We start from the raw sequence: 24832 nt of genomic DNA, 5'->3' as shown, positions 1-24832 counted from the left end.
ACGTCAGTATCGCTTGTGACCGACGCCCACCGGAAGGTTATCCTGCCGCGTTCCGTTACACCGTTTTAAAAATCGCTAAACCTTGTATGCTAATTCCTGCCCTGCGTCAACGCAGTTGGCACCACAGAGCGAATTTTCCGCTTTATCCGGCGGTAAGCGCTGCTTCCCTGACCAGTCGCGGGGTAATAAAGATAACAAGCTCACGTTTCTTGCGCTCATCCGTTTGCTGACGAAACAGAGTGCCCAGCAGTGGTAGATCCCCAAGCCACGGCACACGCTTTTCCCCTTGCGCGCGCTGCTGCTGAAAAATGCCGCCCAGCGCCAGCGTTTCACCGTCGCGCAGCGTCACCTGCGTTTCAATCTCCTGTTTATCAATGCTCAGCACCTGGCTATCGCCCATTGTCATGCTGCGCCCGGGCATGTTCTGGCTCAGCCGCAGCTTAAGCTGGATACGTCCGTTGCCCAGCACTACCGGCGTGACCTCCATGCCCAGCACCGCCTCTTTGAACTCAATGGCTGTCGCCCCGCTGTTGCCGGATTTCACCTCATAGGGGATCTCCGTCCCCTGCTTGATGGTGGCGGTCTGCTGATGTGAGGTGAATAAGCGTGGGCTGGCAATGATCTCTATCTGATTCTCCTGCTCCAGCGCGCTCAGCTCCAGATTAAGCAGTTCGCCACTGAGTTGCCCGAGCGTTACGCCCGCACGCAACGCCGGATTGGCGGTCGCCAGCGGAATCGCCAGCTGCGGATTGCGCAGCGCTTCGGTCACTGCATCGGCGGGCGAGCTGCTCCAGCTGACGCCCAGTTCGCGCAGCTGCTCTTCATTGATGGTGACGATATGCGCCGACAGCTCAACCTGCTCCAGCGGCACATCCAGCGCCCGCAGCCAGCGTTCGGTCTGGCGCAGCGCCTCTTTGCTGTCCCGTAACAGCAGGCTATTGGTACGGGTATCGACCGTCACGCTGCCGCGCGGCGACATCAGCGATCGCTCCGCCTGCAGGCTACGGTACACATCGCTGGCGCTGGCGTAGTGCAGAGCCACCGTCTGCTGCTCCAGCGGTATCTGCTGCTGCTTCTCTTCACGTTCGGCTTCCGCCCGCTGGGCCTGTAACTGCTGCCAGCTCTCCGGGTAGACCAGCAGCACGCCATCCTCCTGCACAATGCTCAGCTTCGCCAGGCGGGTTACCAGCGCCAGCGCCCGATCGTAATCCACGTTATCCAGACGCAGTGATAAGCGCCCTTCCACGCCAGGCGCAATCAACAGGTTGGTGTGCTGATAATCCGCCAGCGCCTGCAAAATTCGCTCAACCGGCGCATCATCAAACACCAGGCTTAACCGATCGTCACTGGCCTGCAGGGGCGCGCTCAGCAGCAGGAACAGCCACAGTGTCATCCATCTCATAAAATCCTCCTTTTATTACCCATGTGATTTGCTGTGGCGGGCAGCTGTGCGGCGCATGCAGCACCAGTTCGTGGGCGCTCACCTGCGCCACCTGCCAGGGTACCACCGGGAACGCACTGTGGGCGCTCAGCCGGTGGCTTTTCCCCTGCGGTGAAACCAGCCAGGCAACGAAATGCGTGGGCTTGCCGAGAATGCCCTGCAAGCGCCAGCCCTGCGGCGTGGCAACCTGCGCCTGACACAGGCCCTCCGTCAGGGGCTGAAACGGATCGCGCGCCGCGACCCAGCTGCTCCACAGCACTAACAGCAGCGCGCTACTCCGCATCATCACGCTCCAGCCAGAACTGCGTTCGCAGGCCATGCGGCTCTGCCTGTAACTGAAAGCGCTGTGGCACCGGTAACGCGGTAGTCGCCAGCGCGGTGAACAACGGCACAAACTGGTGCCAGCTCAGCTGTAGCGCCAGCTGCTGAGGCTGGCTATCCGGGTGCCAGGCTTCGAGCAGGCTGCCACGGGTGGCGATCACACTCTCCAGTGATGCCGCTGTGCTGTTTGCGATGGCCGGCTGCTGTAAGCGCGCAATCTCATCCTGTAATGTTGCAATGGGCGGACGCGCATTCAGCTGCTGCCGGCGCTGTTGCTGTTGCTGCCCGATGTCCGCCAGGTGCCAGAGTTGCGCCTCCCGCGCCTGATACTGTGGCCGCAGCAGCATCAGCCATCCCGCTATCAGTAGAATCAGAGCCAGCAGCGCCAGACTACCCAGGCGCCATGGCAAAGAGAGCCTTAGCCAGCCCTGAAATAGCTCACTCATTGCTACCCTCCTGCATACGTGCCCTGAGCGCAAAGTGGTAGTAGCCATCCGTCTGGCGCTGCACGCTGCCCTGCTGTACCGCGGTAAACAGCGGCTGCGCCAGCAGCTGACGACGGAATTCACCCACCGCCGCCATGCTTTGCGCCAGCCCTTGCAGCTGCACCTGCCCCTGCTGCCGTTCAAGACGACTGAGCCACAGGGTGTCTGGCATCAGCGCCGGCAGCTGCAGCCAGAACTGCTGCCAGCGCTGGTGGTGAATCTGCCGCTGCACACGCGCCTGCTGCGTGGCGAGAAGCGCATCGCGCTGCTGGAGCAGCACCTGCTGCTGAGCCAGCTGCTGTTGCAGTGCCGCCAGCACGCCAGTCTGGCGGATGAGTAACGCCGCGCGTTGCTGATACAGACGTTCGCCGTGCCACCACCCCAGAAATGTCAGCAACAGCGTGCCGGCCAGTGTCGATATCAGCAGCACCCGGGTGAGATGACAGGTACGCTGCCACTGCTGCGCGCGCCATGGCAGAAGATTGACCGCCAGCATTAGCGATCCTCCGGGCGCAGCGCCAGCCCAAGCGCGATAGCAAAGTCCCCCTCCTGCGCAGGCAGCGGCGGCTGGCGATAGCGCAGTAGCGCAAGGGGCTTAACATGCTGCACCTCCGCTTCAGGCAGCAGATGGGGAGACGTACAAAACACCGTTTTTATCTGCGGAAAGGTTTCATACAGATGGGCAAGCGTTAACGCATCACTGGATGCGCCGGAAGTGGCATCCTCTCCCGCTATTGTCCACAGCCAGTGTTCGCCCAACGGATGCACCAGCAGCTGTTGCGGTTGCAGCGGGAGGCGCATAGCCACCTGCATCAGCGCAAGGCTGCTAAGCTCAAAGACATCGGGGTGCAGCCCGGCCTGCAGTAAAGGGCTCAGCCACTGGGTAATCACTTCCCGGCGCGCCGCCGTTACCTGCAGCTGATTGGCCGCCCCTGCGAGACGATAATCGAGCGACAGCGTGGAGGCCTCAACCGGGAAGAGACGCGGGGCAGATGCCGCGACGTAACGGCTCAGCGCCGGCTCACGCAGCGAGGTTTCCGGCAGCGGCAGCGTGCGCTGCAGCACCAGCTGCGGCGGCAGGCCCACGCGCAGCGAATAGCGTTTCGGCAGGTGGCGCTGCCAGCGGGTCAACATCTCCTGTAACAGTGCGCTGGTTTGCAACACACCGTTGCGTAACGTATCGTGCGGCAGCGCTTGCTGCCACCAGTGTCGTAACTGCCAGCCGTGACGGCGGCGTTCGATGCCAAGGGCGCAAAGTTGCCCGTTCTGGATATCCAGACCAATTTGCCAGCGCTGAAAAGCCATACGCGCGATCTCCTTATCGTTAAAGGGAAAAACCACCGTGACCCGCGTTCGTTCGGCTGGCGGGAAGGCGGTGATCCGAACGATGACGGGTATATCAAAGCGTCAGGCTTGCCTTTATACTACCGCGCGATTGTTTATAAACTGCCCAAACGCCAACAGATGGGAATTCTCAGGTGAAGTTCGTAAAGTATTTATTGATCCTTGCAGTGTGTTGCATTTTGCTGGGAGCCGGCACGGTTTATGGTTTGTACAAATACATAGAGCCGCAGCTGCCTGATGTGAACACATTGAAAGATGTGCGCCTGCAAACCCCTATGCAGGTTTACAGCGCGGATGGTGAGCTTATCGCTCAATACGGTGAGAAACGCCGTGTCCCGCTTACGCTGCAGCAGATGCCGCCTGAGCTGATTAAAGCGTTTATCGCCACTGAAGATAGCCGTTTCTACGAGCACCACGGCGTTGATCCGATAGGGATTTTCCGTGCCGCCAGCATTGCGCTGATGTCCGGACACGCATCCCAGGGTGCCAGTACCATTACGCAGCAGCTGGCGCGTAACTTCTTCCTCAGCCCGGAACGCACGCTGATGCGTAAAATCAAGGAGGCGTTCCTTGCGATCCGTATCGAACAGCTGCTGAGCAAAGATGAAATTCTGGCGTTGTATCTTAATAAGATTTACCTCGGTTACCGCGCTTACGGCGTGGGTGCGGCGGCACAGGTCTACTTTGGCAAATCGGTTGATCAGCTCTCGCTGAGTGAGATGGCGATGATCGCCGGCCTGCCGAAAGCGCCCTCCACCTTCAACCCGCTCTATTCACATTCGCGGGCGCTGGCACGCCGCAACGTGGTGCTGGCCCGTATGCTGGACCAGAACTACATCACGCAGCAGCAGTACACCGAAGCCCGCAATACGCCGCTGACCGCCTCTTATCACGGTCCGGAGATCGCCTTCTCTGCTCCGTATCTCAGTGAGATGGTGCGCCAGGAGATGGTGAAACGTTACGGTGACAGGGCCTACGACGATGGCTACAAGGTCTACACCACCGTAACGCGCCAGCTGCAGGAAGCCGCGCAGCAGGCCGTACGCAACAATGTGATGGCGTACGACATGCGCCACGGCTACCGCGGCCCGACGAACGTCTTATGGAAAGTGGGTGAAGCGAGCTGGGATGAGACCCGCATCCTCAATACGCTGAAAAATCTGCCTGGTTACGGTCCACTCAACGCCGCCGTGGTCACCAGCGCCAGCGCCGATGAAGCGACAGCAATGCTGAAGGATGGGAGCAGCGTTTCACTGACCCTGGCCGGTGTACGCTGGGCGCGCCCGTATAAATCGGACACCCTGCAGGGCCCGACGCCGCGCAGCATCACGCAGGTACTGCAGGCCGGCCAGCAGATTTGGGTGCGTAAAGTGGGCGATGCCTGGTGGCTTGGCCAGGTTCCGCTGGTCAACTCCGCGCTGGTATCACTTAACCCGGAGAACGGCGCCGTGCGCGCACTGGTGGGCGGTTTCGACTTTAATCAGAGCATGTTTAACCGTGCCACGCAGGCGCTGCGCCAGGTCGGCTCAAACATCAAACCGTTCCTGTATACCGCAGCCATGGACCGCGGCCTGACGCTGGCGTCCATCCTCAATGACGTGCCGATTTCACGCTGGGATGCCGGTGCCGGTGCGGACTGGCGTCCAAAAAACTCACCGCCAACCTATGCCGGCCCCATTCGTTTGCGTCAGGGCCTGGGTGAATCGAAAAACGTGGTGATGGTGCGTGCGATGCGTGCAATGGGTGTCGATTATGCAGCGGAGTATCTGCAGCGCTTCGGCTTCCCGGCGCAGAACATCGTTCATACCGAATCCCTGGCGCTGGGTGCCGCCTCGTTTACCCCAATGCAGGTGGCGCGCGGCTACGCGGTGATGGCAAACGGAGGCTTCCTTGTCGATCCTTACTTCATTGCGAAGATTGAGAACGAACAGGGCGGCGTGATATTTGAAGCAAAACCTAAAATTGCCTGCCCGCAGTGCAATTTACCGGTGATCTATGGCGACACGAAAAAATCAGTGGCGCTGAACGAAGAGAGCATTGAGAACGTTGCAACGTCCGATCAGGCACAGAATCAGACCGTGCCACAGCCGGAGCTGGAGCAGGTGCCGGCGCAGCCGCAGCCAGCGGGCGATCAGCAGTACGCCCCGCACGTGATCAATACGCCACTGTCGTTCCTGATCAAGAGCGCGCTAAACACCAACATCTTCGGCGAGCCGGGCTGGATGGGAACCGGCTGGCGTGCCGGTCGCGATCTGAAACGCAATGATATTGGCGGCAAAACCGGTACCACGAACAGCTCGAAAGATGCCTGGTTCTCAGGTTACGGTCCGGGTGTGGTGACTTCGGTGTGGATTGGCTTTGATGATTCACGTGCGCTGGGACGATCTACCGTATCGGGCGCCATTCCGGATCAGATCTCCGGTTACGAAGGCGGCGCCAAGAGTGCGCAACCGGCGTGGGATGATTATATGAAATCCGCGCTGGACGGCGTACCGGTACAGCCGCTGACACCGCCAGAGGGCGTAGTGACGGTAACCATTGATCGCAGCACCGGCAAGCTGGCGAACGGTGGCGGCAATACGCGTCAGGAGTACTTCATCAACGGCACGCAGCCGACGGAGTACTCGGTCCACGATGTGGGCACCACCATTATGGACAACGGCGAGAGTCACGAGCTGTTCTGATCAAAAAAGCCGGCGCTTATGCCGGCTTTTTTTTGGGCTTACACTGCTGCCTGCGCTATACAGGCGGCTGCATCAATAGCTCAATCGTCCCTGCTTCACCAGCCACTCACGCACCATAAACAGCGCGCTGACATTGCGTGCTTCACGGAAATCCGGCTCATTGAGCAGCGCCAGCAGGTTATTCAACGGCCAGCGATGCACAATCAGCGGCTCCGGCTCATCCCCTTCCAGCTTCTCTTCATACAGCCCTTCTGCCACCACAATATTCATTTTGCTGGAGAAGTAGGAGGGCGCCATGGTCAGTTTGCCCAGCGCTTCCAGCTGCGTTGCGCCAAAGCCGGCTTCCTCTTTCAGTTCGCGGTCGGCCGCTTCGAATGCGCTTTCACCGGGATCGATCAATCCTTTCGGGAAGCCCAGCTCGTAGCTCTCCAGCCCCACCGCATACTCCTGAATCAGAATCACGTCATCGCCCAGGATCGGCACAATCATCACCGCTTCGCGATCGGAGGGCTTCATACGCTCATAGACGCGCCGCGCCCCGTTGCTGAAGGCGAGATCGACCGCTTCAATGGTAAACAGACGGGAGCGGGCAACCGCTTCTACATTGAGGATGTCAGGTTTTTTCAGTGGAGTTGTCATATCTGCCTCAAACTTTGCACAGCCTTGTGAAACGCGATGGTGTCAGCATACCGAAGCCCGCGGCTTTGTGCGATACGCAGCGTAAGTTAAGCAGCGTGATACCTCTTCGCTGGCTGTAGTTAACGCTTTGTCGCGATCTCAGCATGTCGATTTTCACAATAAGTCAACGTCCTGACAGCAAATTCAGAAAATACCGATATTTAATTGAGCCTTGTCTGGTTAACATCCCACTAAGGAATAATCCGGCAAATTATAATTCAATGATTTTGCGCGTTATTTTATCTGACATAACGCTTGTCAGAATGACTTCTGCTCGCCAAAATTGACTTGTATTGAAGGTTTTACCGGGAGTACATCGTAACCGTGAAGGCAGTTTTTTGGCTGGATTGAGCAAAGCATGAGCACTTTTATCGTCATTCTGGCTGTCATGCTGGCCTGTTCATTAGTGGCCGGAATCGGCTATTGGTACGCTATGCGGCATCGTCCGCCGTTGGCGAAACCACTGCCGTTTATCAGTCCTCCGTGCCGTAAGCTGACGGATGAAGAGCGCTCGGCGGTGGAAACCTACATTGCGTCGCTGGGGAAACCGCGTCAGCCCGGCGGTGTGCGCTCTACACGTCAGACGCGTGAGCCCGATGCGCTGGCGCTCACCGCGCAAAGCAATAATGTCTACCCGGTTACCCGCTCGATCACCCGCTATGGTCTCTCTACTGACGATCCGCAGAAATGGCGCTACTACCTCGATGAAGTCGAAGTACATCTGCCGCCGCTGTGGGAGCAGTACATTGCGGAAGAGAACTACGTTGAGCTGATCCGCACGCAAACCCTGCCGCTGGTGATCTCCCTGAATGGTCACTCCCTGATCAGCTACGCGATTGAGCAACCTGCCCTGCCGCCGCTGGTGCGCCCTATGGCGACCAATGCGTCCATTCGTAAGGAAGAGAGCGAAAACGTTGAGCTGTTGCAGGTGCGCAAAGAGTCGCCCGAAGAGTATCAACTCTCCCGGGCCGACGGCACACGTGAAGCCGTGGCGATCTGTTTCGGCTTTCTGCTGTTTTTCCTCAGTCTGGTGCTGCCCGGCAGTGCCATGATCGGGATCGCTTTGGCCGGCTGCGCGATAATTGCCGTGAGCCTCTGGTTCATGTATCGCTTCCCCGGCGAAAAAGGTCTGCGTGACGTGCACTGCCTGCGCGGTTCGCCAAAACGCTGGGGCCTGTTTGGTGAGTCTAATCAGGAGCAGAGCAATATCTCGCTCGGCATTATCGATCTGGTCTACCCGGCACACTGGCAGCCATACGTCGCGCACGATTTAGGCCAGGTGACCGATGTTGATATCTATCTGAATCGTCAGGTGGTACGTCAGGGCCGTTTCCTGTCGCTGCAGGATGAAGTGCGTAATTTCCCGGTGCAGCGCTGGCGCAAGAACCTGGTACTGGCGTGCGGTTCGCTGCTGGTGCTGGTGATGCTGTTCACCTGGATTCCGCTCAGCATGCCGATCAAACTCAGCCTCGCCTGGGTCAAGGGCACCGAGAGCATTGAAGTCAATAGCGTTAATCAGCTTAACGCGCTGCCGCTGCACGTCGGCGACAGCCTGAAAGTGAATGGCACCGGCATGTGCTCTGTGCCGGGTAACTATCAGAGCAACCGTACCTACGCGTATATGCCGTTCGATTGCTCGGCCATTTACTGGAACAATGCCGCTCCCCTGCCGCAGCCGCAGTCAGATATCATCGATAGAGCCGCAGCGCTGCTTGATACCACCACGCGCCAGCTGCACCCTGAAACCAACACCGATCCCAAACTCAATCCGCAGCTGGCTTCCGCTATTCAGAAGTCCGGCATGATCCTGCTGGATGACTTTTCCGATCTGGTGCTGAAAACGCAGGAGCTGTGCAGCCAGCAGCAGGATTGTGTGCGCCTGAAGAATGCGCTGGTCAACCTTGGCAATGCGAAAGACTGGGATACGCTGATTCACCGCGCCGACTCCGGTAAACTCAGCGGCATGAATGTGCTGCTGCGTCCCGTAAGCGCAGAGGCGCTGGAGAACCTGGTCAACACCGCTACCTCAACCTTCTTCTCACGCGAAACCCGCCGCGCTGCAGAGACGCTAAATAGCCCGCCGCCGGGCGGTTTCCTGATTATCAGCGATGAAGGGCGTCAGATGGTGACGCAGCCGCAGTCGTCAGTCTCGCTGTTTGATCTGGATGCCCCTGCCCAATGGCGCGAGCTGCAACGCCTGTCCGGCATGCTGCTGCACACACCATTTGCCGCCAGCGGCATCATCACCAGCATCAGCACGGATGCCAACGGCACGCGCCATATCGCCCTGCACAACGAGCCTGATGCCATGGCGCAGTGGCGCTATCTCGGCACTGCCCTGCTGATGGTGGCGCTCATCGCCAGCGTTATCATCAACGGCCTGCTGGCGCTGCGCCGCATCCACCGTAACCGCATGCGCATGGCAGAAATCCAGCAGTATTACGACAAGTGCTTTAACCACAATTTGAGCACCATGCAGAGCGTCCGCTCGCTGTTCTGATCGTCACAGGCAGAGCGCCCTGCTCTGCTTCTCCTCCTTTTCAATCACTTAACCAGGCTCGCCAATCCAGTTTGTGATGACGATCAAAAGATATAACAGTATACCTTTATATTATTTGCGACAAATTCTATAGTTTTTGCGTGTCAGCATTTCAGGGATCCATCCGTTAACACCAAGAATGCCTTCTTCAGAGCGGCGCTGTCGTTTCTACTCATAAGATAAAGGTACGCGAATGAAATTATCGGTTATTGAAAAAGTCGGGTTCGGCGCAGGCGATATGGCAGTGAATATAATTATTGTCGCCATGCAACTTATTCTGGCGTGGTTTTATACCGACATATATGGGCTGCACGCCGTCGATGTTGGCGTATTATTTATTGTTGTGCGCACGCTGGATGCGATTATCGATCCATTAATGGGTATTTATACGGACAAAGTGAATACCCGCTGGGGACGCTATCGCCCGTATCTGTTATGGTTTGCCCTTCCTTTTGGTTTCGCCATCTACTTAATGTTTATCACGCCGGATGTCGACTACACCCTCAAACTCGCCTGGGCTTACTTCACCTATATTTTAATGACGGTCATCTACACTGCCATTACCATTCCCTACATCTCACTGATTGGCGTAATTACCGATGACCCGCAGGAGCGCCTGAGCGCGAATGGCTATCGCTTCGTCATGACTAAAATTGCGGCATTTCTGGTGACTATTGTTGTACCGCTGATGGCCGTCTGGCTCGGACAGGGTAACAAAGCACAGGGTTATCAGATTGCGATGGGCATCATGGGCCTGCTGGGTGCGCTACTGTTTATTTTCTGCTTCTTCACTACCCGTGAGCGCAGCCGTCCGGAGGTTCCCGCCATGACGCTGGCGCAGCAATTCCGCCTGCTGCTGCGCAATGATCAATGGCTGCTGCTGGGCTTTACTATCTTGCTGTTGATGTGTGGCTACGTAATTCGCGGCTCGGTCGCTGCGTATTATGCTAAATATTTCCTTAACGGCGGCGACGCATTAATCTCTCCGTTTTTAACCACCGGCGTTGTAGCCTCAATCCTCGCCATGATCGCCACGACCTGGCTGACCCGCAGCGTCGATAAAATTAAGCTTTTCCGTTATAGCCAGATCATGACTTTTATACTCAGCCTGGGCATGTATTTCCTGGTGGGGCAAGATTCACTGTGGCTGGCGTTTATTTTCTATTTCCTGATTAATTTCTTCTGCGATATGCAAATGCCTGTCTTCTGGTCATCCATTGCTGAAGCCGTTGATTATGGCGAAAAGAAAACCGGTAAGCGCGTGTCGGGTCTCGCCTTTGGCGGCATTCTGTTCTTCCAGAAATTTGGTATGGGTATTGCGGGTGGCGTATTAGGTTTCCTGCTGAACTATTTTGATTACCAGCCTGACGTGACGCAGTCCGCTAAAGCCTTGTCCGGCATCGCCCTCATGATGACGCTCATTCCCGCGCTGTTTCATTTAATCGTCGGTTTATTAATGAAACGCTACATCATCAATAACGCATATTACATTGAGCTCAAAGCCGCGCTGGCAGACCGGAGCCACCATGCATAAACGCAGCAAAATCTGGGTCATCGGTGATGCCTCTATGGATTTAGTGCCTGACGACCAGCTGCACTATCTGAAATGCCCGGGCGGCGCCGCTGCGAACGTTGCTGTGTGCGTGGCGCGTCTCGGCGGTGAGTGTGGATTTATTGGCCGTTTGGGGCTTGACCCCGTTGGCCACTTCCTGGCGCAAACGCTACGCCGTGAACAGGTCGATATCGGGCAGCTCACGCTTGATCCCACGCTAAAAACAGCGGTGCTGATTGTGGACCTCAACGCTGAAGGCGAGCGTTCATTTAGCTATCTGGTAACACCCAGCGCTGACAGCTTTGTCTGTGACGACGACCTGCCCGCTTTTGCCGCTGGCCAATGGTTCTATTTCAACTCGATTGGTCTTGCGCGCCAGCCGTCGCGCAGCGCCTGTCTGCTCGGTGCGCAGCGGATTCGCCAGGCTGCCGGGAATGTTCTGTTTGATGTCAATCTGCGCGAAGCGATGTGGGAGCAGCCAGCCGAAATCACCGCGCAAATCGAACAGGCGATTGCGCTGGCTGATATCTGCAAAATCTCCGCCGACGAGCTTTGCCAGCTGAGCGGGCACGCCGACTGGCACAGCGCGCGCTACTGGGTACGCGATCGCGGCTGCGCAACGACGGTGATTTCGCTCGGTGCTGAGGGCGCATATCTGCTTCATCAGGGGCAGGAGATCCACTATCCGGCCGTGGCCGCAACGGTAGTTGATACGACCGGCGCGGGTGATGCCTTTGTCGGCGGTTTGCTGCACCAACTGGCACAACAGCCTGCATGGCAGACGCAATCGCTTGATGCGGCGCTGCGCGCCGCCAACTTCTGCGGCGCGGCTGCCGTTACGCGTAAAGGCGCCATGACGGCGCTGCCGGACGCGGCAGAACTGATCGCTTTCCACTCTTCGCAGACTACTGCGTCATCTCAACAGGGAGATCTTCATGATCGCGAATTACGATAAAACACTGGGTTGTCTGATTGGTGCCGCCGCAGGCGATGCGATGGGTGCCGCCACGGAAGTGCGCACGCAGCGTCAGATCAAGGCGCACTTTGGCGGCTGGGTAACCAGCTTTCAAAAACCGCCGGCCGATACGTTCGGCCGCTGTAACGAAGCGGGGATGTGCACTGATGATTTTCTTCAGGCGCGTTACATTATTGAAGCGATGCTGGCGCACCAGCGTCAGGCCAGCAGTGCAGCGATGAAAGAGGCTTTCCAGCGCTGGCTCGACTATCCGTTTTATGCCAATTTCACCGGACCCACCACGCGCGCAGCGATGAAAGCAATTTTCAACGATACCCGCGCCTCTTTGCAGGGTGAGCTGGAGGGAGAGAAGCAATCGGTACAGATCATCAATGGCGGTAATGCGGCTGCCACCAATGGCTCGGCCATGAAAATCTGGCCCGCTGCGGTGCTGCATCCGGCCGATCCGGAGCGCGCGATTCAGTGCGCGCTGGATATCGCCCGCTTTACGCACAATAATCGGCTGGCGATGTCCGGTGCGGCCGCTATGGCGGCCGCCATCAGCGAAGCCTTCAGCGTATCAGCCAGTACAGAGTCGATAGTGGCTGCCGGCATCTATGGCGCAGAGAAAGGGTTAGTGCTGGCCGATGAACAGGGTGCCGCGGAGATTGCAGGCCCGTCGGTGGCACGACGTATTGAACTGGCGGTGAACATCGGTAAACGTCACGCCCAATGGGAGACGGCTATCGTCGAACTCAGTGACATCATCGGTACCGGACTGCATGTCAGCGAAGCGGTGCCCGCAGCCTTCGGCCTGTTCGCCTGCTGTGCGCATCAACCGGTTGATGCTATTATTTCCGCCGTTAATATCGGTAATGATACGGATACCGTCGCCACCATGGTGGGCGCGCTGGTCGGCACCCAATTTGGTGCATCCGCCTTTCCGGCAGACTATCTTGCCACCTTAGATCATATGAACCACTTCTCTCTTGAGGCGCTGGCCCGCGCGATTACCGGCTAATCGCACCAACGGGGAGACAAGCGCTCCCCGCAGGGATGCATACGCGAGGTATTACGTTGGTCGTCGATAAAGCGAGCTATACGCCACTATACAAACAGCTCTATACTTTGATTTGTCAGCAGATTCTGGCCGGCACCTGGCGGATCGGCGATCGCCTGCCCACGCAGAAAGAGATAGCCCGGCAGTATGATGTCTCCCTGATTGTGGTGAAACAGGCCTGGAACGAGCTGGTTGAGAACGGCATCATCGTCTCGCTGCGCGGTACCGGTTCAGTGGTAAACGCCGTGCCGGAAGGCATCAATTTCGGCCATACTTTTCGCGGCATAACGTCGGATCTCAGCCTGGCTCAGGTACGTGTAGAGAACCATATTCTGGAGATCGCCACCCGTGGCGCGCGGGATGCACTACAGGATGGCTTAAGCCTGCCGGCCAAAAACAAGTACCTGTTTATCTCACGAGTGCGTTACGCCGAGGGCAAGCCCTTTAACCACGAAAAGATCTATATCAATCTGAGCCTCTTCCCGGATCTTCAGCTGCGGCCGGAAGATGTGCAGAACGCCTCGCTGTATGAGCAACTGAAAAGCCGCTATCAGGTTACGATTGGCTCTGCGGTTGAGAAGATCGATGCCATTCTACCCTCCCCGCAGTTGTGCGAACTACTGCAGATTAACAGCCAGACGCCGCTGCTCTCTGTCGCGCGCAAAACCTTTCTGAGCGGCAGCAGCGAACCGTTTGAGTACTGTCGCTACTGCGTCATCTCTGACTATTTCGGCGAAATTCGTTACCAGTAGCGCACTTCACTTCACGTGCGCTGGCAGTTCTGAGCCCCGATCTTCTGTGCTACCCTGTCGCCCGGTTTTTTGGCCGGAAAGAGAAAGGGCGATTACGCTTAACTCTCCGGCAAAGAGAATCAGACCGACCAGGCTGGCGCTCTTGATTTCTGACTTTTCACCCATACTTGTGAGTATCCGGCAAGGCCCGAACCATCTTTCCCGTGTCTCTGGCAGTGCGCGCCACGCGCCGCAGTGCCAGGCCCGGTGTCAAAGCAGGAGCCGCAATGAAAGAAAAAATCAGCGAAGGCGTTCGCCTCGATAAATGGCTGTGGGCCGCGCGTTTCTATAAAACCCGCGCGCTGGCACGCGAAATGATTGAAGGCGGCAAGGTGCATTACAACGGCCAGCGCAGCAAGCCGGGCAAACCGGTCGAGCTGCAGGCCGAACTGACATTGCGCCAGGGTAACGATGAGCGCACGGTGATCATCACCGCCATTAGCGACCAGCGTCGCCCGGCCAGTGAGGCCCGGCAGATGTACGCCGAAACCGATGCCAGTATTGAGAAGCGCGAGAAGACCGCGCTGGCGCGCAAGATGAATGCGCTCACGATGCCGCACCCCGATCGCCGCCCGGATAAGAAAGAGCGCCGCGATCTGATGAAATTTAAATTGTCGGGCGATGAATAACGGGCGCCCCAACGAGAGAAACCTTATGTCTGTACAAGATCAACTGCACCGTTACCTGTTCGAAAATGTCGCCGTGCGCGGCGAACTGGTTAACGTATCCCAAACCTGGCGTGACGTAGTAAAAGACCACGATTACGCCGAGCCGGTGAAAAATCTGCTGGGCGAGATGCTGGTGGCCACCAGCCTGTTAACCGCCACGCTCAAGTTTGATGGCGATATCACCGTGCAGCTTCAGGGTGACGGTCCGCTCACGCTGGCCGTGATCAACGGTAACAACCGTCAGGAACTGCGCGGTGTCGCGCGGGTGAAAGAGGATGCCACTATTGCAGCGGGCAGCAGCCTGAAAGAGATGGTCGGCAACGGCTATCTGGTGATCACCATCTCTCCGGAGAAAGGCGAGCGGTATCAGGGTGTCGTGGGTCTGGAAGCGGACACGCTGGCGGGCTGCCTGGAGGATTACTTCATGCGCTCCGAGCAGCTGCTAACTCGCCTGTTCATTCGCACCAGCGATAAAGGCGCGGCCGGCATTCTGCTGCAGGTGCTGCCGGCGCAGGAGCAGAATCCGGATGAGTTCAACCATCTGGCGACGCTGACGGAAACGGTAAAAAGCGAAGAGCTGATTGAGCTGCCGGCGACCGATGTGCTGTGGCGTCTTTACCACCAGGAGGAGGCCACCGTATTTGATCCTGTCCCGGTCTGCTTCAAGTGCACCTGCTCGTTCGAACGCTGTGGTGAAGTGCTGAATACTCTGCCGGTCGAAGAGGTGGACGAGATTCTGGCTGAAGATGGCAAGATCGACATGCACTGCGACTATTGCGGTTCGCATTACGTCTATGATGCCGTTGATATCGCTGCGATGCGTAACGCACCAAACGCGGGCAGCGATCAGCTGCACTAACCGTATGGGCGGGCGATTTAACCGCCCGCTTTTCCTGCCATATACCCCTATGATTTTGCACATAAATTAACTTATTAACGCTGACTTTAGTTTCATAAGTGGCAGAAATCGCTACTTGTCACGTTCCAGCTCGCATTTTTAACTATCTTCACTTTTCCGCTTCTCTCAGATGTGTACACTGCGCGCGATCTGCCCTGTGCGGCTATGCGCCACAGGATGCAGACTCCCCCATAAAAAATGCAATGAAGTACCGATTTAAGGAGCAGTCACATGCGCGTTAACGGCCTGACATCGCAAGACCTCGCCGCTTTGGGCATCCATAACACGACAGAAGTGGTGTACAACCCTGATTACGACACGCTCTTTCAGGAGGAGACCCGCCCCGGGCTGGAAGGTTATGCGCGAGGCATTCTGACGCAGAGCGGCGCTATCGCCGTGGATACTGGCATCTTCACCGGACGCTCGCCGAAAGATAAATACATCGTTCGTGATGACACCACGCGCGACACGCTGTGGTGGAACGACGTCGGCAACGGCAAAAATGATAATCAGCCACTGTCACAGGAGACCTGGCAGGCGCTGAAAGATCGCTGTACGCAGCAGCTCTCCGGCAAACGCCTGTTTGTCATCGACGCCTTCTGTGGCGCCAACCCGGACACCCGCCTGAGCGTACGTTTCGTGATGGAAGTAGCCTGGCAGGCGCACTTCGTGAAAAACATGTTTATCCGTCCGACCGGCGAGGAGCTGGCCACCTTCAAACCGGATTTCGTTGTCATGAATGCCGCGCAGTGCACTAACCCGGACTGGCAGGAGCAGGGTTTACACTCTGAGAATTTCATCGCCTTCAACCTTACCGAGCGCATGCAGCTGATTGGCGGCACCTGGTACGGCGGTGAGATGAAGAAAGGGCTGTTTGCGATTATGAACTATCTGCTGCCGCTGAAGGGCATTGCTTCCATGCACTGCTCGGCTAACGTCGGCAAAGCGGGCGATGTGGCGGTGTTCTTTGGCCTCTCCGGTACCGGTAAAACCACGCTCTCCACCGACCCGGATCGCCAGCTGATTGGCGATGACGAACACGGCTGGGACGATGATGGCGTGTTCAACTTTGAGGGTGGCTGCTACGCCAAAACCATTAATCTCTCCGAACAGGCAGAGCCGGAAATCTACCGCGCGATTCGCCGTGATGCGCTGCTGGAGAATGTGGTTGTGCGCGCGGATGGCACGGTGGATTACGCCGATGCCAGCAAAACGGAGAATACCCGCGTCTCCTACCCGATTGAGCACATTGAAAACATTGTGCAGCCGGTATCAAAAGCCGGTCACGCGAAGAAGGTCATTTTCCTGACCGCCGATGCCTTTGGTGTACTGCCGCCGGTCTCACGTTTAACGCCGGCGCAGACGCAGTATCATTTCCTGTCAGGCTTCACGGCCAAACTCGCCGGTACCGAGCGCGGTGTGACGCAGCCAACGCCCACTTTCTCCGCCTGCTTTGGCGCAGCGTTCCTGACGCTGCACCCCACGCAGTATTCCGATGTACTGGTGAAGCGCATGGAAGCGGCTGGCGCGCAGGCTTATCTGGTGAATACCGGCTGGAACGGTAGCGGTAAACGTATTTCGCTGAAAGATACGCGCGCCATTATCAATGCGATCCTGGCCGGAGAGCTGGATGACGTGGAGACGGAGACGCTGCCGGTATTTAATCTGCAGATGCCAAAAACGCTGACGCAGGTGGATGATGCGATGCTTGATCCGCGTCGCAGCTGGGAAAGCGCCGATGCCTGGCAGCAGGCCGCGCAGGATCTGGCACAGCGTTTTATCACCAACTTTGAAAAGTATACCGACAACGACGCAGGCAAAGCGCTGGTCCAGGCAGGCCCGCAGTTGTGAAAAGTGCTTAATAACAGGTCGGCATGAATGCCGACCCTACAATGCGTAGAGATCGTTGCAGGGTCAGCATCATTGATTGAGTATCATAAGGTCGGCATTTATGCCGACCTTACAATGTGTAGAGATCGCTGCAGGGTCAGCATCATTGACTGAGTATCGTAGGATCGGCATTTATGCCGACCTGGATAATCAAAGACTATGGTTACTGCTGATTAACGCCGTGGCGTTACTCTCCGGAATCGGCAACCATGCGCGGATGCGTAAACCGCCACGCTCGCTGTCGCCAATCTCCAGCGATCCGGCATGCGCATCAATAATACGCTGCACAATCGCCAGCCCAAGCCCGGTGCCGCTGGTGCTGCGGGCGCTGTCGCCGCGAACAAACGGCTGGAACAGATGCTGTAGCTGATCGGGTTTAATGCCCGGGCCATCGTCTTCCACCTGGAACCAGGCGCGATTAAGTTCCTGGCCGCTGCTGACCTTGATCCAGCCATTGCCGTAGCGCGCCGCATTCACCACCAGATTCGCCACCGCACGCTTAATCGACAGCGGATTGATATCCAGCATCAGCTCTTCATCCATCACCGCATTTTCAATCTCACGCTCGTAGCCGCTCTCCGCCGCCACCACTTCGCCCAAAACGCTGTTGAGATCGGCGCGCTCGGTCTGCATCTCCTGGCCGGTACGCAGGTAATCAATAAACTGCTCAATGATGGCGTTGCACTCTTCGATATCTTTATTAATCGATTCGGCCAGATAGCCATCCTCTTCGCTCATCATCTCGGTTGCGAGACGAATACGCGTCAGCGGGGTGCGCAAATCGTGGCTGACGCCGGCCATCAGCAATGTGCGATCGTCAGCCAGCTGCTTCACGCCCGCCGCCATCTGATTAAAGGCCCGCGTGACCGAGCGCACTTCCGATGCGCCATACTCGCGCAGCGGTGGCGGAATAATGCCTTTACCGACCTGCAGCGCAGCGTGCTCCAGGTCAACCAGGGGTCGGTTTTGAATACGGATAAATAGCCATGCGCCGCCAATCGCCAACAGCATAATCGCCAGGGTATAGCGGAACAGCGGGGAGAAGTCCCCTTGATGGATCTCTGTCAGCGGCACGCGCACCCAGATATCGGGTGACAGCCAGGTTTTCAGCCAGACCACCGGCGAGTTTTTGTTCACTTCCACCCGCACATCGGTCGGCCCGCCCAGCTGCTGCGCCATCTGCTCACTGAGGAATTCATAATGCTGCGCCCAGCGCAAACCGCTCTCTTCCGCCGCGGCATTGGTATACAACGAGATGCCCAGTTCGCGATAAATTTCGCGCCGGAAGGCCGGTGGCACCTCCAGCTGCGTGCCATCCTCCAGCTGCAGCCGGTCGGTCATTAGCATACGAACTTCATATGCAAGGACCTTATTGAACTGCTGCAGGCTGGGAAGAATGGCGAAATTCAGCACCACCAGATAGGTCGTTACCAGGCTGACAAACAGCAAGGTAACGATCAATAACAGGGTGCGGGCAAACGAACTGCGGGGAGAGAAGCGCAATCGCCTCATGCTTTGCTGCCGTCCGGAACGAATACGTAGCCAAGACCCCATACGGTCTGAATGTAGCGTGGATGCGCCGGATCCTCTTCTACCATGCGACGCAGACGAGAGATCTGCACGTCAATGGAACGCTCCATCGCACTGTATTCACGTCCACGCGCCAGGTTCATCAGCTTATCGCGTGATAACGGTTCACGGGGATGGCTGACCAGCGCTTTCAGTACCGCAAATTCACCGCTGGTGAGCGGCATCGGCTCATCTTCGCGGAACATTTCACGCGTGCCCAGGTTGAGTTTGAATTTACCGAAGGCGATAACGGCCTCTTCCTGCGAAGGTGCGCCTGGCAACTCATTGGCCTGACGACGCAGTACGGCGCGGATACGTGCCAGCAGCTCACGCGGGTTGAACGGTTTTGGAATGTAATCATCAGCGCCGATCTCCAGCCCGACAATACGATCCACCTCTTCGCCCTTGGCGGTAACCATAATGATCGGCATCGGGTTGCTCTGGCTGCGCAGACGGCGGCAGATAGAGAGACCATCTTCGCCCGGCAACATCAGATCGAGCACCATTAAGTGGAAGGATTCACGGGTCAGCAGACGATCCATCTGCTCGGCGTTAGCGACACTGCGCACCTGAAAGCCCTGCTCGGTGAGATAACGTTCGAGCAGCGCGCGCAAACGCATATCATCATCGACGACCAGAATTTTGTAGTTCTCTTGCATGTTCAACTCCCAAAGGCGCCATTGCCTGAGCCGATATTGTGTAAAAAAGATGCCCGTCTGTGACAGTCATTAATGGTTTATATTCTAGCCGAAATTGTTACAAAGCATATTAAACAGCAGCTTATCTTGAATTTTAACGGACGGATGCGCTTTAGCTCATGCTTTTTTAGCGCAATTTAGCGCTTGTCTGAAAAACAGGCACTTTTTCTGGTTGCCGCTGGCTCAGGATCGTTCCGGCCCCGCGTGCTGCCTGTTTCAGCCTGCCCGGCGGCAATGTGTCGGGCAGAATAGCGGATAACCGGCTGCCGGTTAGCATAAAATGTGGCGTTTTTGCCTTAAGTGATGCTTCCACTCTCGGAACAATCCCTGCCACCGCGCCAACCAGACCATCGTTAAATAAAGCCTGATAAATCAGTCAATAAAGGGCACTTTCGCTTCGTTATTCTATCTTCCACACTGCTTACCAGATGCGTTGATTGGGTTCATGTGGAGAGAAAAAATGAGAAAAACCGTTGTTCTGCTGAGCGCTCTGGTATTAACCAGCCTGACTCAGGCGCAGGCTGCCGCTCCGGCAGGAGAAGCAGCAGGGGCGCAAGCCTCAACCACGGCAAAAGGTAACTCGGATGCGATTGGCGTTGGCGCGGTAGGCGCACTGTTCGGCGTTGCCCTGGCCACCATGGGCGGCGGCGATCGCGGTGGCAATACGTCGACCACCACGGCAACAACGCCGGGGAAATAAGTTTGCGCTAACGGCGGATACGGGGCGGTTCGGGTATGTGCCCGCTGTCCCCCATCCGGCCTCTTCTGCGCGCGGAGGAGGATCCGGGAGGGAGACAGCGTGCACAATCCCCGTCCCGGCCTCTACTGCGGACTTTTCACGTACTCAATACGGTTCACAAACCAGATCTTCTGCCCCTCTGGCGTATTGACCGTCACTTCGTCGTCCACCTCTCTCTTAATCAGCGCCCGCGCCATCGGTGAATCGACCGAAATGTACTCTTTCACCGCATCGCCGTAGATCTCGTCCGGCCCGACAATGCGAAAACGCTTTACTTCACCCTGCTCATTTTCCACTTCCACCCAGGCGCCAAAAAACACTTTGCCCTCCTGCTGCGGAGCGTAATCGACAATTTTCAGATCGGCCAGACACTTACGCAGATAGCGTACCCGGCGATCGATCTGACGCAGCAGACGTTTGTTATAGGTGTAATCCGCGTTCTCGGAGCGATCGCCCAGGCTGGCGGCCCAGGAGACGATACGGGTGATTTCCGGGCGCTTTTCGTTCCACAAGTGGTCGTGCTCAGCACGTAACTTGTTATAGCCTTCGCGGGTAATCAGTTGGGTTTTCATTACATCGGCTCATTATCATCATTCTCAGGACTGCACAGAGGCTAGCACAAAGCTTTATCGGCCCGGATAGCCGCCCAGCGTCTTTTTCAGCATACGCACATAATCGGCCACCAGCCCTGGCGTCCACGTCATGATTTCCGCCCGTTCACGCAACATGCACGCGCCCCAGAATGCCGGCTGCAGTAAGAGCGTAACGATACGCAATCGCTGGCTCAGGTACCCCTCCAGCGCCACATCTACGGCGTCGATGACTGTGGTTGAGCAGTTCTTCGCCGTCAGGTTGTACAGACTATCCTGGCCATTGGCATGCCAGTAATTCGCCAGTGCCCGACGGTTATAGCGGGCGAAACTGAGCGTGATATCCGGCTGCGCCAGCCAGCGACCTCTGCCGCCAGCGAAGGCAGGAAGCGCCCGGGACGATCGTTGATCTGCCCGGCCAGCAGCAGGCGCGGCAGCGCCTCTCTTGCCGGCTCAATCTCCTGCAGTGGATAGAGACTGATATAGCCGTGCTGACCAAAACTCAGTGCCGCATGCCCGGTGCAAAACTCCCCGGCCCCGTTAATTACACCAATATAGCGATCAATCACATAGCGTCTGGGCTGCTTATCGGCTTCACACTGCGCCTGCCAGACATGCACATACAGCGGGAATGTCTCAGAATCTGACGGGAACGGTGTTTGCAGCCACGGTTTGAGCCGCGCCATGTTGCGATGGCCCCGGCAAAAGCAGGGCAGCAAGGTCAGTGAATCGCCGTCCGGCAGGCGCTGCCACTGGCGATAGACACGCCATATCGTCAGGCTAAAAGAGAGCAGCAGAAATATCAGCCAGCCGCCCAGTAACAGGCAACCGTGCAGGTCGTGCCCGCTAAAGAACAGCACGCCGCCCAGCACCATTTCGCCACACCCCAGCAGAAAGTGGCGCGCCCAGCGCCGCCGCTGAATCAGTGCCGCACTCAGACAGCGGAACAGACCGTTACACAGCAGGCACACTTCCATCACGGCAAAGATGAGCTTTTTTAACTGCCGGCCATCGCCGTGCCAGATCAACCCCACGACCAGCGTGCCGATAAAGATGAGAGAGAACAACAGATTGAGCCAGCGCTGCAGCGAAGCCTCCCCGCTGAGCAGGTTAAACAGCAGCGACAGCAGCAAGACCGCGGCCAGAACGCTGGCGGAAATATTGATATGCCCATCGATCGCTAAATCCAGTGCAATCATGGCCGCGAGAAGCAGACCACTCGCGGCCAGTAAAGCGATCGCCAGACGATAACGCACCAGCAGATCCCGGCCTGCCAGCAACATCAAAAGTTTAATCATCACTGCCTCCACTCCATGGTTTGCGGCGGATTATAGGGCAGATGTTTTCAGCGTCAGCCAGAATCCCGCGCGCTATTGTGGCGGGGTTTAACCGTTAGATCGCTAAGCGTTTCGGCAGCCATTTCTTATTTGCGGAGTGCATTCAGAAAAAGATGGATTCACCTGCGCCCGGCTGGAAATTTGCCGTCCCAATCCGTATAACTGTCCCCTGTTTCTCACCCTGTTAAGCTGTTAATGATGATGAAAGATTCGCTGAGCCAGATTATTGCAAGTGAACTGCAGGCGCGCGCCGCGCAGGTCGAGGCCGCTGTTCGCCTGCTGGATGAAGGGAACACCGTGCCGTTTATTGCACGTTACCGTAAGGAAGTGACCGGCGGGCTGGACGATACCCAGCTGCGTACGCTGGAGAGCCGTCTTGGCTACCTGCGCGAGCTGGAAGAGCGTCGCCAGTCGATTCTGAAATCCATCGATGATCAGGCAAACTGACGCCGGAGTTAGCCAGTGCCATTCAGGGCACGCTGAATAAAACCGAGCTGGAAGACCTCTATCTGCCCTATAAACAGAAACGACGCACCCGTGGGCAGATTGCCATTGAAGCCGGCCTTGAGCCGCTGGCTGAAACGCTGTGGCAGGATCCCTCGCAGGTCCCGGAGCAGCTGGCGGCGGACTACGTTGATGCTGACAAAGGCGTAGCCGACGTGCGTGCAGCGCTGGATGGTGCACGTTACATCCTGATGGAGCGCTTTGCGGAAGACGCCACGCTGCTGGCGAAAGTGCGTGACTACCTGTGGAAAAATGCGCATCTGGTATCACGCGTGGTAGAGGGTAAAGAGGAAGAGGGCGCGAAATTCCGCGACTATTTCGATCACCACGAAGCCCTTAGCACGGTGCCCTCGCACCGCGCGCTGGCGATGTTCCGCGGCCGTAATGAGGGCATCCTGCAGCTGTCGCTGAATGCTGACCCGCAGTATGACGAAGCCCCGCGTGAGAGCCACGGCGAAACGCTGATCGCCGATCACCTTGGTCTGCGCCTCAATAACGCACCGGCGGACAGCTGGCGCAAAGCGGTGGTGAGCTGGACCTGGCGCATAAAAGTGCTGCTGCACCTCGAAACCGAACTGATGGGCACTATCCGCGAACGCGCAGAGGACGAAGCGATCAACGTGTTCGCCCGTAACCTGCACGATCTGCTGATGGCCGCCCCGGCCGGAATGCGTGCCACCATGGGGCTCGATCCCGGCCTGCGTACCGGCGTGAAAGTAGCCGTGGTGGATGCCACCGGCAAACTGGTCGCTACCGATACCATCTATCCGCACACCGGCCAGGCAGCCAAAGCTGCGACCGCAGTTGCGGCGCTGTGCACGAAACATCAGGTTGAACTGGTGGCGATTGGCAACGGAACGGCTTCACGGGAAACCGAGCGCTTCTTCCTTGATGTGCAGAAACAGTTCCCGCAGATCAAAGCGCAGAAAGTGATTGTCAGCGAAGCCGGGGCCTCGGTCTATTCGGCTTCCGAACTGGCTGCGCTGGAGTTCCCGGATCTGGATGTGTCACTGCGCGGCGCCGTCTCCATTGCCCGCCGTCTGCAGGACCCACTGGCAGAGCTGGTGAAGATTGATCCGAAATCCATCGGTGTCGGCCAGTATCAGCATGACGTTAGCCAGAGCCAGCTGGCGAAGAAGCTGGATGCAGTGGTTGAGGATTGCGTGAATGCCGTGGGCGTTGATCTGAATACCGCCTCGGTCGCCCTGCTCACTCGCGTGGCCGGTCTGACGCGCATGATGGCGCAGAACATTGTCAGCTGGCGGGATGAAAACGGCCGCTTCCAGAACCGCCAGCAGCTGCTCAAGGTGAGCCGCCTCGGCCCGAAAGCCTTTGAACAGTGCGCAGGCTTCCTGCGTATCAACCACGGTGATAACCCGCTCGACGCCTCAACCGTCCACCCGGAGGCATATCCACTGGTGGAGCGTATTCTGGCGGCGACCGAGCAGGCGCTGAATGAGCTGATGGGCAATCCCGGTGGATTACGCAATCTGAATGCGCGCGACTTCACTGATGAGCGCTTTGGTCTGCCCACCGTTACCGACATCATCAAAGAGCTGGAGAAGCCAGGCCGCGATCCGCGTCCGGAGTTTAAAACCGCGCAGTTTGCCGAAGGCGTGGAAACGCTGAATGACCTGCTGCCCGGCATGGTGCTGGAAGGAGCGGTAACCAATGTGACCAACTTCGGTGCTTTTGTAGATATCGGTGTCCATCAGGATGGCCTGGTGCATATCTCTTCGCTGTCCGACAAGTTCGTTGAAGATCCGCATCAGGTGGTGAAGGCCGGCGATATTGTCAAAGTGAAGGTGATGGAGGTTGATCTGCAGCGTAAACGTATTGCGCTCACCATGCGTCTGGATGAGCAACCCGGTGAAAGCAGTTCACGCGCCGGCAATCGCGGCGCGGCAAAAGAGCCAGCCCGTTCGGCGGCAGCGAACAAAGGCCGCGGCAAACCGGCGAGCACCTCTGTGGGCAACAGCGCCATGGGTGATGCACTTGCTGCTGCCTTCGGTAAAAAACATTAATTACCTGCCTGAATCGCGCGGAGCAGCTTAATGCTCCGCGCGTAATGAGTTGATAAATTGTCCCG

Annotated in this window: 21 protein-coding genes and 1 pseudogene; 11 read left to right on the top strand and 11 right to left on the bottom strand. The window is 57.3% G+C overall.

Features of this window, described 5'->3' with window-relative positions; genetic code table 11:
- Window positions 1-142: 142 nt before the first annotated feature.
- From hofQ to pilM, 5 genes are read right to left on the bottom strand one after another with little or no spacing between them, the layout of a single operon-like run.
- Complete coding sequence (gene hofQ / locus HA48_RS09450) at window positions 143-1402, bottom strand: DNA uptake porin HofQ (RefSeq protein WP_128600869.1); 1260 nt, start codon at window positions 1400-1402, stop codon at window positions 143-145.
- Window positions 1344-1727, bottom strand: a complete 384-nt coding sequence (locus tag HA48_RS09445; RefSeq protein ID WP_244182823.1) for a HofP DNA utilization family protein — start codon at window positions 1725-1727, stop codon at window positions 1344-1346. Before HA48_RS09445 ends, hofQ begins: the two co-directional genes overlap by 59 nt.
- Window positions 1714-2208, bottom strand: coding sequence for a HofO family protein (locus tag HA48_RS09440; protein ID WP_167377145.1), 495 nt, complete (start codon window positions 2206-2208; stop codon window positions 1714-1716). Before HA48_RS09440 ends, HA48_RS09445 begins: the two co-directional genes overlap by 14 nt.
- Window positions 2201-2743, bottom strand: a complete 543-nt coding sequence (locus HA48_RS09435) for a PilN domain-containing protein (protein ID WP_128600866.1) — start codon at window positions 2741-2743, stop codon at window positions 2201-2203. The genes HA48_RS09440 and HA48_RS09435 overlap by 8 nt, the downstream gene beginning before the upstream one ends.
- On the bottom strand, window positions 2743-3552 hold the full coding sequence (gene pilM / locus HA48_RS09430; RefSeq protein ID WP_128600864.1) for a type IV pilus biogenesis protein PilM: 810 nt from the start codon (window positions 3550-3552) through the stop codon (window positions 2743-2745). Before pilM ends, HA48_RS09435 begins: the two co-directional genes overlap by 1 nt.
- 173 nt (window positions 3553-3725) lie before the next feature.
- Here pilM and mrcA point away from each other — a divergent pair, with 173 nt between their 5' ends.
- Window positions 3726-6275: a peptidoglycan glycosyltransferase/peptidoglycan DD-transpeptidase MrcA gene (gene mrcA / locus HA48_RS09425; RefSeq protein ID WP_128600862.1), complete on the top strand. Its 2550-nt coding sequence runs from the start codon at window positions 3726-3728 to the stop codon at window positions 6273-6275.
- Window positions 6276-6347: 72 nt separating this feature from the next.
- On the opposite strand, the gene nudE is transcribed toward mrcA, so the two are convergent.
- Window positions 6348-6914 carry an ADP compounds hydrolase NudE gene (gene nudE, locus HA48_RS09420; protein ID WP_128600860.1) on the bottom strand — a complete coding sequence of 189 codons (567 nt, stop codon included), beginning with the start codon at window positions 6912-6914 and terminating at the stop codon, window positions 6348-6350.
- Window positions 6915-7311: 397 nt separating this feature from the next.
- On the opposite strand from nudE, the gene HA48_RS09415 reads away from it, so the two are divergent.
- The 8 genes from HA48_RS09415 (at window position 7312) to pckA (ending at window position 17267) form a co-directional block, all read left to right on the top strand.
- On the top strand, window positions 7312-9453 hold the full coding sequence (locus tag HA48_RS09415) for an intracellular growth attenuator family protein (protein ID WP_128600858.1): 2142 nt from the start codon (window positions 7312-7314) through the stop codon (window positions 9451-9453).
- A 232-nt stretch (window positions 9454-9685) separates the two neighbouring features.
- Window positions 9686-11026 carry an MFS transporter gene (locus HA48_RS09410; protein ID WP_128600855.1) on the top strand — a complete coding sequence of 447 codons (1341 nt, stop codon included), beginning with the start codon at window positions 9686-9688 and terminating at the stop codon, window positions 11024-11026.
- Window positions 11019-11999: an aminoimidazole riboside kinase gene (locus HA48_RS09405; RefSeq protein ID WP_128600853.1), complete on the top strand. Its 981-nt coding sequence runs from the start codon at window positions 11019-11021 to the stop codon at window positions 11997-11999. Before HA48_RS09410 ends, HA48_RS09405 begins: the two co-directional genes overlap by 8 nt.
- On the top strand, window positions 11980-13020 hold the full coding sequence (locus HA48_RS09400) for an ADP-ribosylglycohydrolase family protein (protein WP_128600849.1): 1041 nt from the start codon (window positions 11980-11982) through the stop codon (window positions 13018-13020). Before HA48_RS09405 ends, HA48_RS09400 begins: the two co-directional genes overlap by 20 nt.
- 56 nt (window positions 13021-13076) lie before the next feature.
- Window positions 13077-13811 (top strand): GntR family transcriptional regulator, encoded by a 735-nt coding sequence (locus HA48_RS09395; protein ID WP_128600903.1) that lies wholly within the window; start codon window positions 13077-13079, stop codon window positions 13809-13811.
- Window positions 13812-14077: 266 nt separating this feature from the next.
- Window positions 14078-14479: a ribosome-associated heat shock protein Hsp15 gene (gene hslR, locus HA48_RS09390; protein ID WP_128600847.1), complete on the top strand. Its 402-nt coding sequence runs from the start codon at window positions 14078-14080 to the stop codon at window positions 14477-14479.
- Between the two features lie 25 nt (window positions 14480-14504).
- The gene (gene hslO, locus HA48_RS09385; RefSeq protein WP_128600844.1) at window positions 14505-15377 is read left to right on the top strand and encodes an Hsp33 family molecular chaperone HslO; all 873 of its coding nucleotides are present in this window, start codon (window positions 14505-14507) and stop codon (window positions 15375-15377) included.
- A gap of 270 nt (window positions 15378-15647) precedes the next feature.
- Entirely contained in the window at window positions 15648-17267 is a 1620-nt protein-coding gene (gene pckA / locus HA48_RS09380; RefSeq protein WP_128600842.1) for a phosphoenolpyruvate carboxykinase (ATP), read from the top strand.
- Between the two features lie 189 nt (window positions 17268-17456).
- Here pckA and envZ read toward each other — a convergent pair whose 3' ends face one another.
- Window positions 17457-18818, bottom strand: coding sequence for a two-component system sensor histidine kinase EnvZ (gene envZ, locus HA48_RS09375; protein WP_128600840.1), 1362 nt, complete (start codon window positions 18816-18818; stop codon window positions 17457-17459).
- The gene (gene ompR, locus HA48_RS09370) at window positions 18815-19534 is read right to left on the bottom strand and encodes an osmolarity response regulator transcription factor OmpR (protein ID WP_001157751.1); all 720 of its coding nucleotides are present in this window, start codon (window positions 19532-19534) and stop codon (window positions 18815-18817) included. The genes envZ and ompR overlap by 4 nt, the downstream gene beginning before the upstream one ends.
- 499 nt (window positions 19535-20033) lie before the next feature.
- Here ompR and yjbE point away from each other — a divergent pair, with 499 nt between their 5' ends.
- On the top strand, window positions 20034-20273 hold the full coding sequence (gene yjbE, locus HA48_RS09365) for an exopolysaccharide production protein YjbE (RefSeq protein ID WP_128600838.1): 240 nt from the start codon (window positions 20034-20036) through the stop codon (window positions 20271-20273).
- Window positions 20274-20395: 122 nt separating this feature from the next.
- Here yjbE and greB read toward each other — a convergent pair whose 3' ends face one another.
- From greB to HA48_RS09350, 3 genes are read right to left on the bottom strand one after another with little or no spacing between them, the layout of a single operon-like run.
- A complete protein-coding gene (gene greB, locus HA48_RS09360; RefSeq protein ID WP_128600835.1) occupies window positions 20396-20884 on the bottom strand; it encodes a transcription elongation factor GreB in 489 nt (162 codons plus the stop codon).
- A 54-nt stretch (window positions 20885-20938) separates the two neighbouring features.
- Entirely contained in the window at window positions 20939-21118 is a 180-nt protein-coding gene (locus HA48_RS09355) for a hypothetical protein (RefSeq protein ID WP_128600832.1), read from the bottom strand.
- 41 nt (window positions 21119-21159) lie between these two features.
- Window positions 21160-22200 (bottom strand): hypothetical protein, encoded by a 1041-nt coding sequence (locus HA48_RS09350; RefSeq protein WP_128600830.1) that lies wholly within the window; start codon window positions 22198-22200, stop codon window positions 21160-21162.
- Between the two features lie 237 nt (window positions 22201-22437).
- On the opposite strand from HA48_RS09350, the pseudogene HA48_RS09345 reads away from it, so the two are divergent.
- Window positions 22438-24767 (top strand): annotated as a pseudogene (locus HA48_RS09345) (Tex family protein).
- Window positions 24768-24832 lie beyond the last annotated feature (65 nt).

Origin of the sequence: Pantoea wallisii (assembly GCF_002095485.1) — a bacterium.
Taxonomy (GTDB): Bacteria; Pseudomonadota; Gammaproteobacteria; order Enterobacterales; family Enterobacteriaceae; genus Pantoea; species Pantoea wallisii.
This window is presented reverse-complemented; position numbering and strand designations above follow the sequence as displayed.

Bases quoted from the DNA above. Each gene is read 5' to 3' on its own strand.
- HA48_RS09440 (WP_167377145.1), bottom strand. From the start codon at position 2,208: ATGAGTGAGCTATTTCAGGGCTGGCTAAGGCTCTCTTTGCCATGGCGC.
- greB (WP_128600835.1), bottom strand. From the start codon at position 20,884: ATGAAAACCCAACTGATTACCCGCGAAGGCTATAACAAGTTACGTGCT.
- HA48_RS09405 (WP_128600853.1), top strand. From the start codon at position 11,019: ATGCATAAACGCAGCAAAATCTGGGTCATCGGTGATGCCTCTATGGAT.
- pckA (WP_128600842.1), top strand. From the start codon at position 15,648: ATGCGCGTTAACGGCCTGACATCGCAAGACCTCGCCGCTTTGGGCATC.
- HA48_RS09410 (WP_128600855.1), top strand. From the start codon at position 9,686: ATGAAATTATCGGTTATTGAAAAAGTCGGGTTCGGCGCAGGCGATATG.
- nudE (WP_128600860.1), bottom strand. From the start codon at position 6,914: ATGACAACTCCACTGAAAAAACCTGACATCCTCAATGTAGAAGCGGTT.
- yjbE (WP_128600838.1), top strand. From the start codon at position 20,034: ATGAGAAAAACCGTTGTTCTGCTGAGCGCTCTGGTATTAACCAGCCTG.
- HA48_RS09415 (WP_128600858.1), top strand. From the start codon at position 7,312: ATGAGCACTTTTATCGTCATTCTGGCTGTCATGCTGGCCTGTTCATTA.
- hofQ (WP_128600869.1), bottom strand. From the start codon at position 1,402: ATGAGATGGATGACACTGTGGCTGTTCCTGCTGCTGAGCGCGCCCCTG.
- HA48_RS09445 (WP_244182823.1), bottom strand. From the start codon at position 1,727: ATGATGCGGAGTAGCGCGCTGCTGTTAGTGCTGTGGAGCAGCTGGGTC.
- pilM (WP_128600864.1), bottom strand. From the start codon at position 3,552: ATGGCTTTTCAGCGCTGGCAAATTGGTCTGGATATCCAGAACGGGCAA.
- HA48_RS09435 (WP_128600866.1), bottom strand. From the start codon at position 2,743: ATGCTGGCGGTCAATCTTCTGCCATGGCGCGCGCAGCAGTGGCAGCGT.
- hslO (WP_128600844.1), top strand. From the start codon at position 14,505: ATGTCTGTACAAGATCAACTGCACCGTTACCTGTTCGAAAATGTCGCC.
- HA48_RS09350 (WP_128600830.1), bottom strand. From the start codon at position 22,200: ATGATTAAACTTTTGATGTTGCTGGCAGGCCGGGATCTGCTGGTGCGT.
- HA48_RS09400 (WP_128600849.1), top strand. From the start codon at position 11,980: ATGATCGCGAATTACGATAAAACACTGGGTTGTCTGATTGGTGCCGCC.
- ompR (WP_001157751.1), bottom strand. From the start codon at position 19,534: ATGCAAGAGAACTACAAAATTCTGGTCGTCGATGATGATATGCGTTTG.
- hslR (WP_128600847.1), top strand. From the start codon at position 14,078: ATGAAAGAAAAAATCAGCGAAGGCGTTCGCCTCGATAAATGGCTGTGG.
- envZ (WP_128600840.1), bottom strand. From the start codon at position 18,818: ATGAGGCGATTGCGCTTCTCTCCCCGCAGTTCGTTTGCCCGCACCCTG.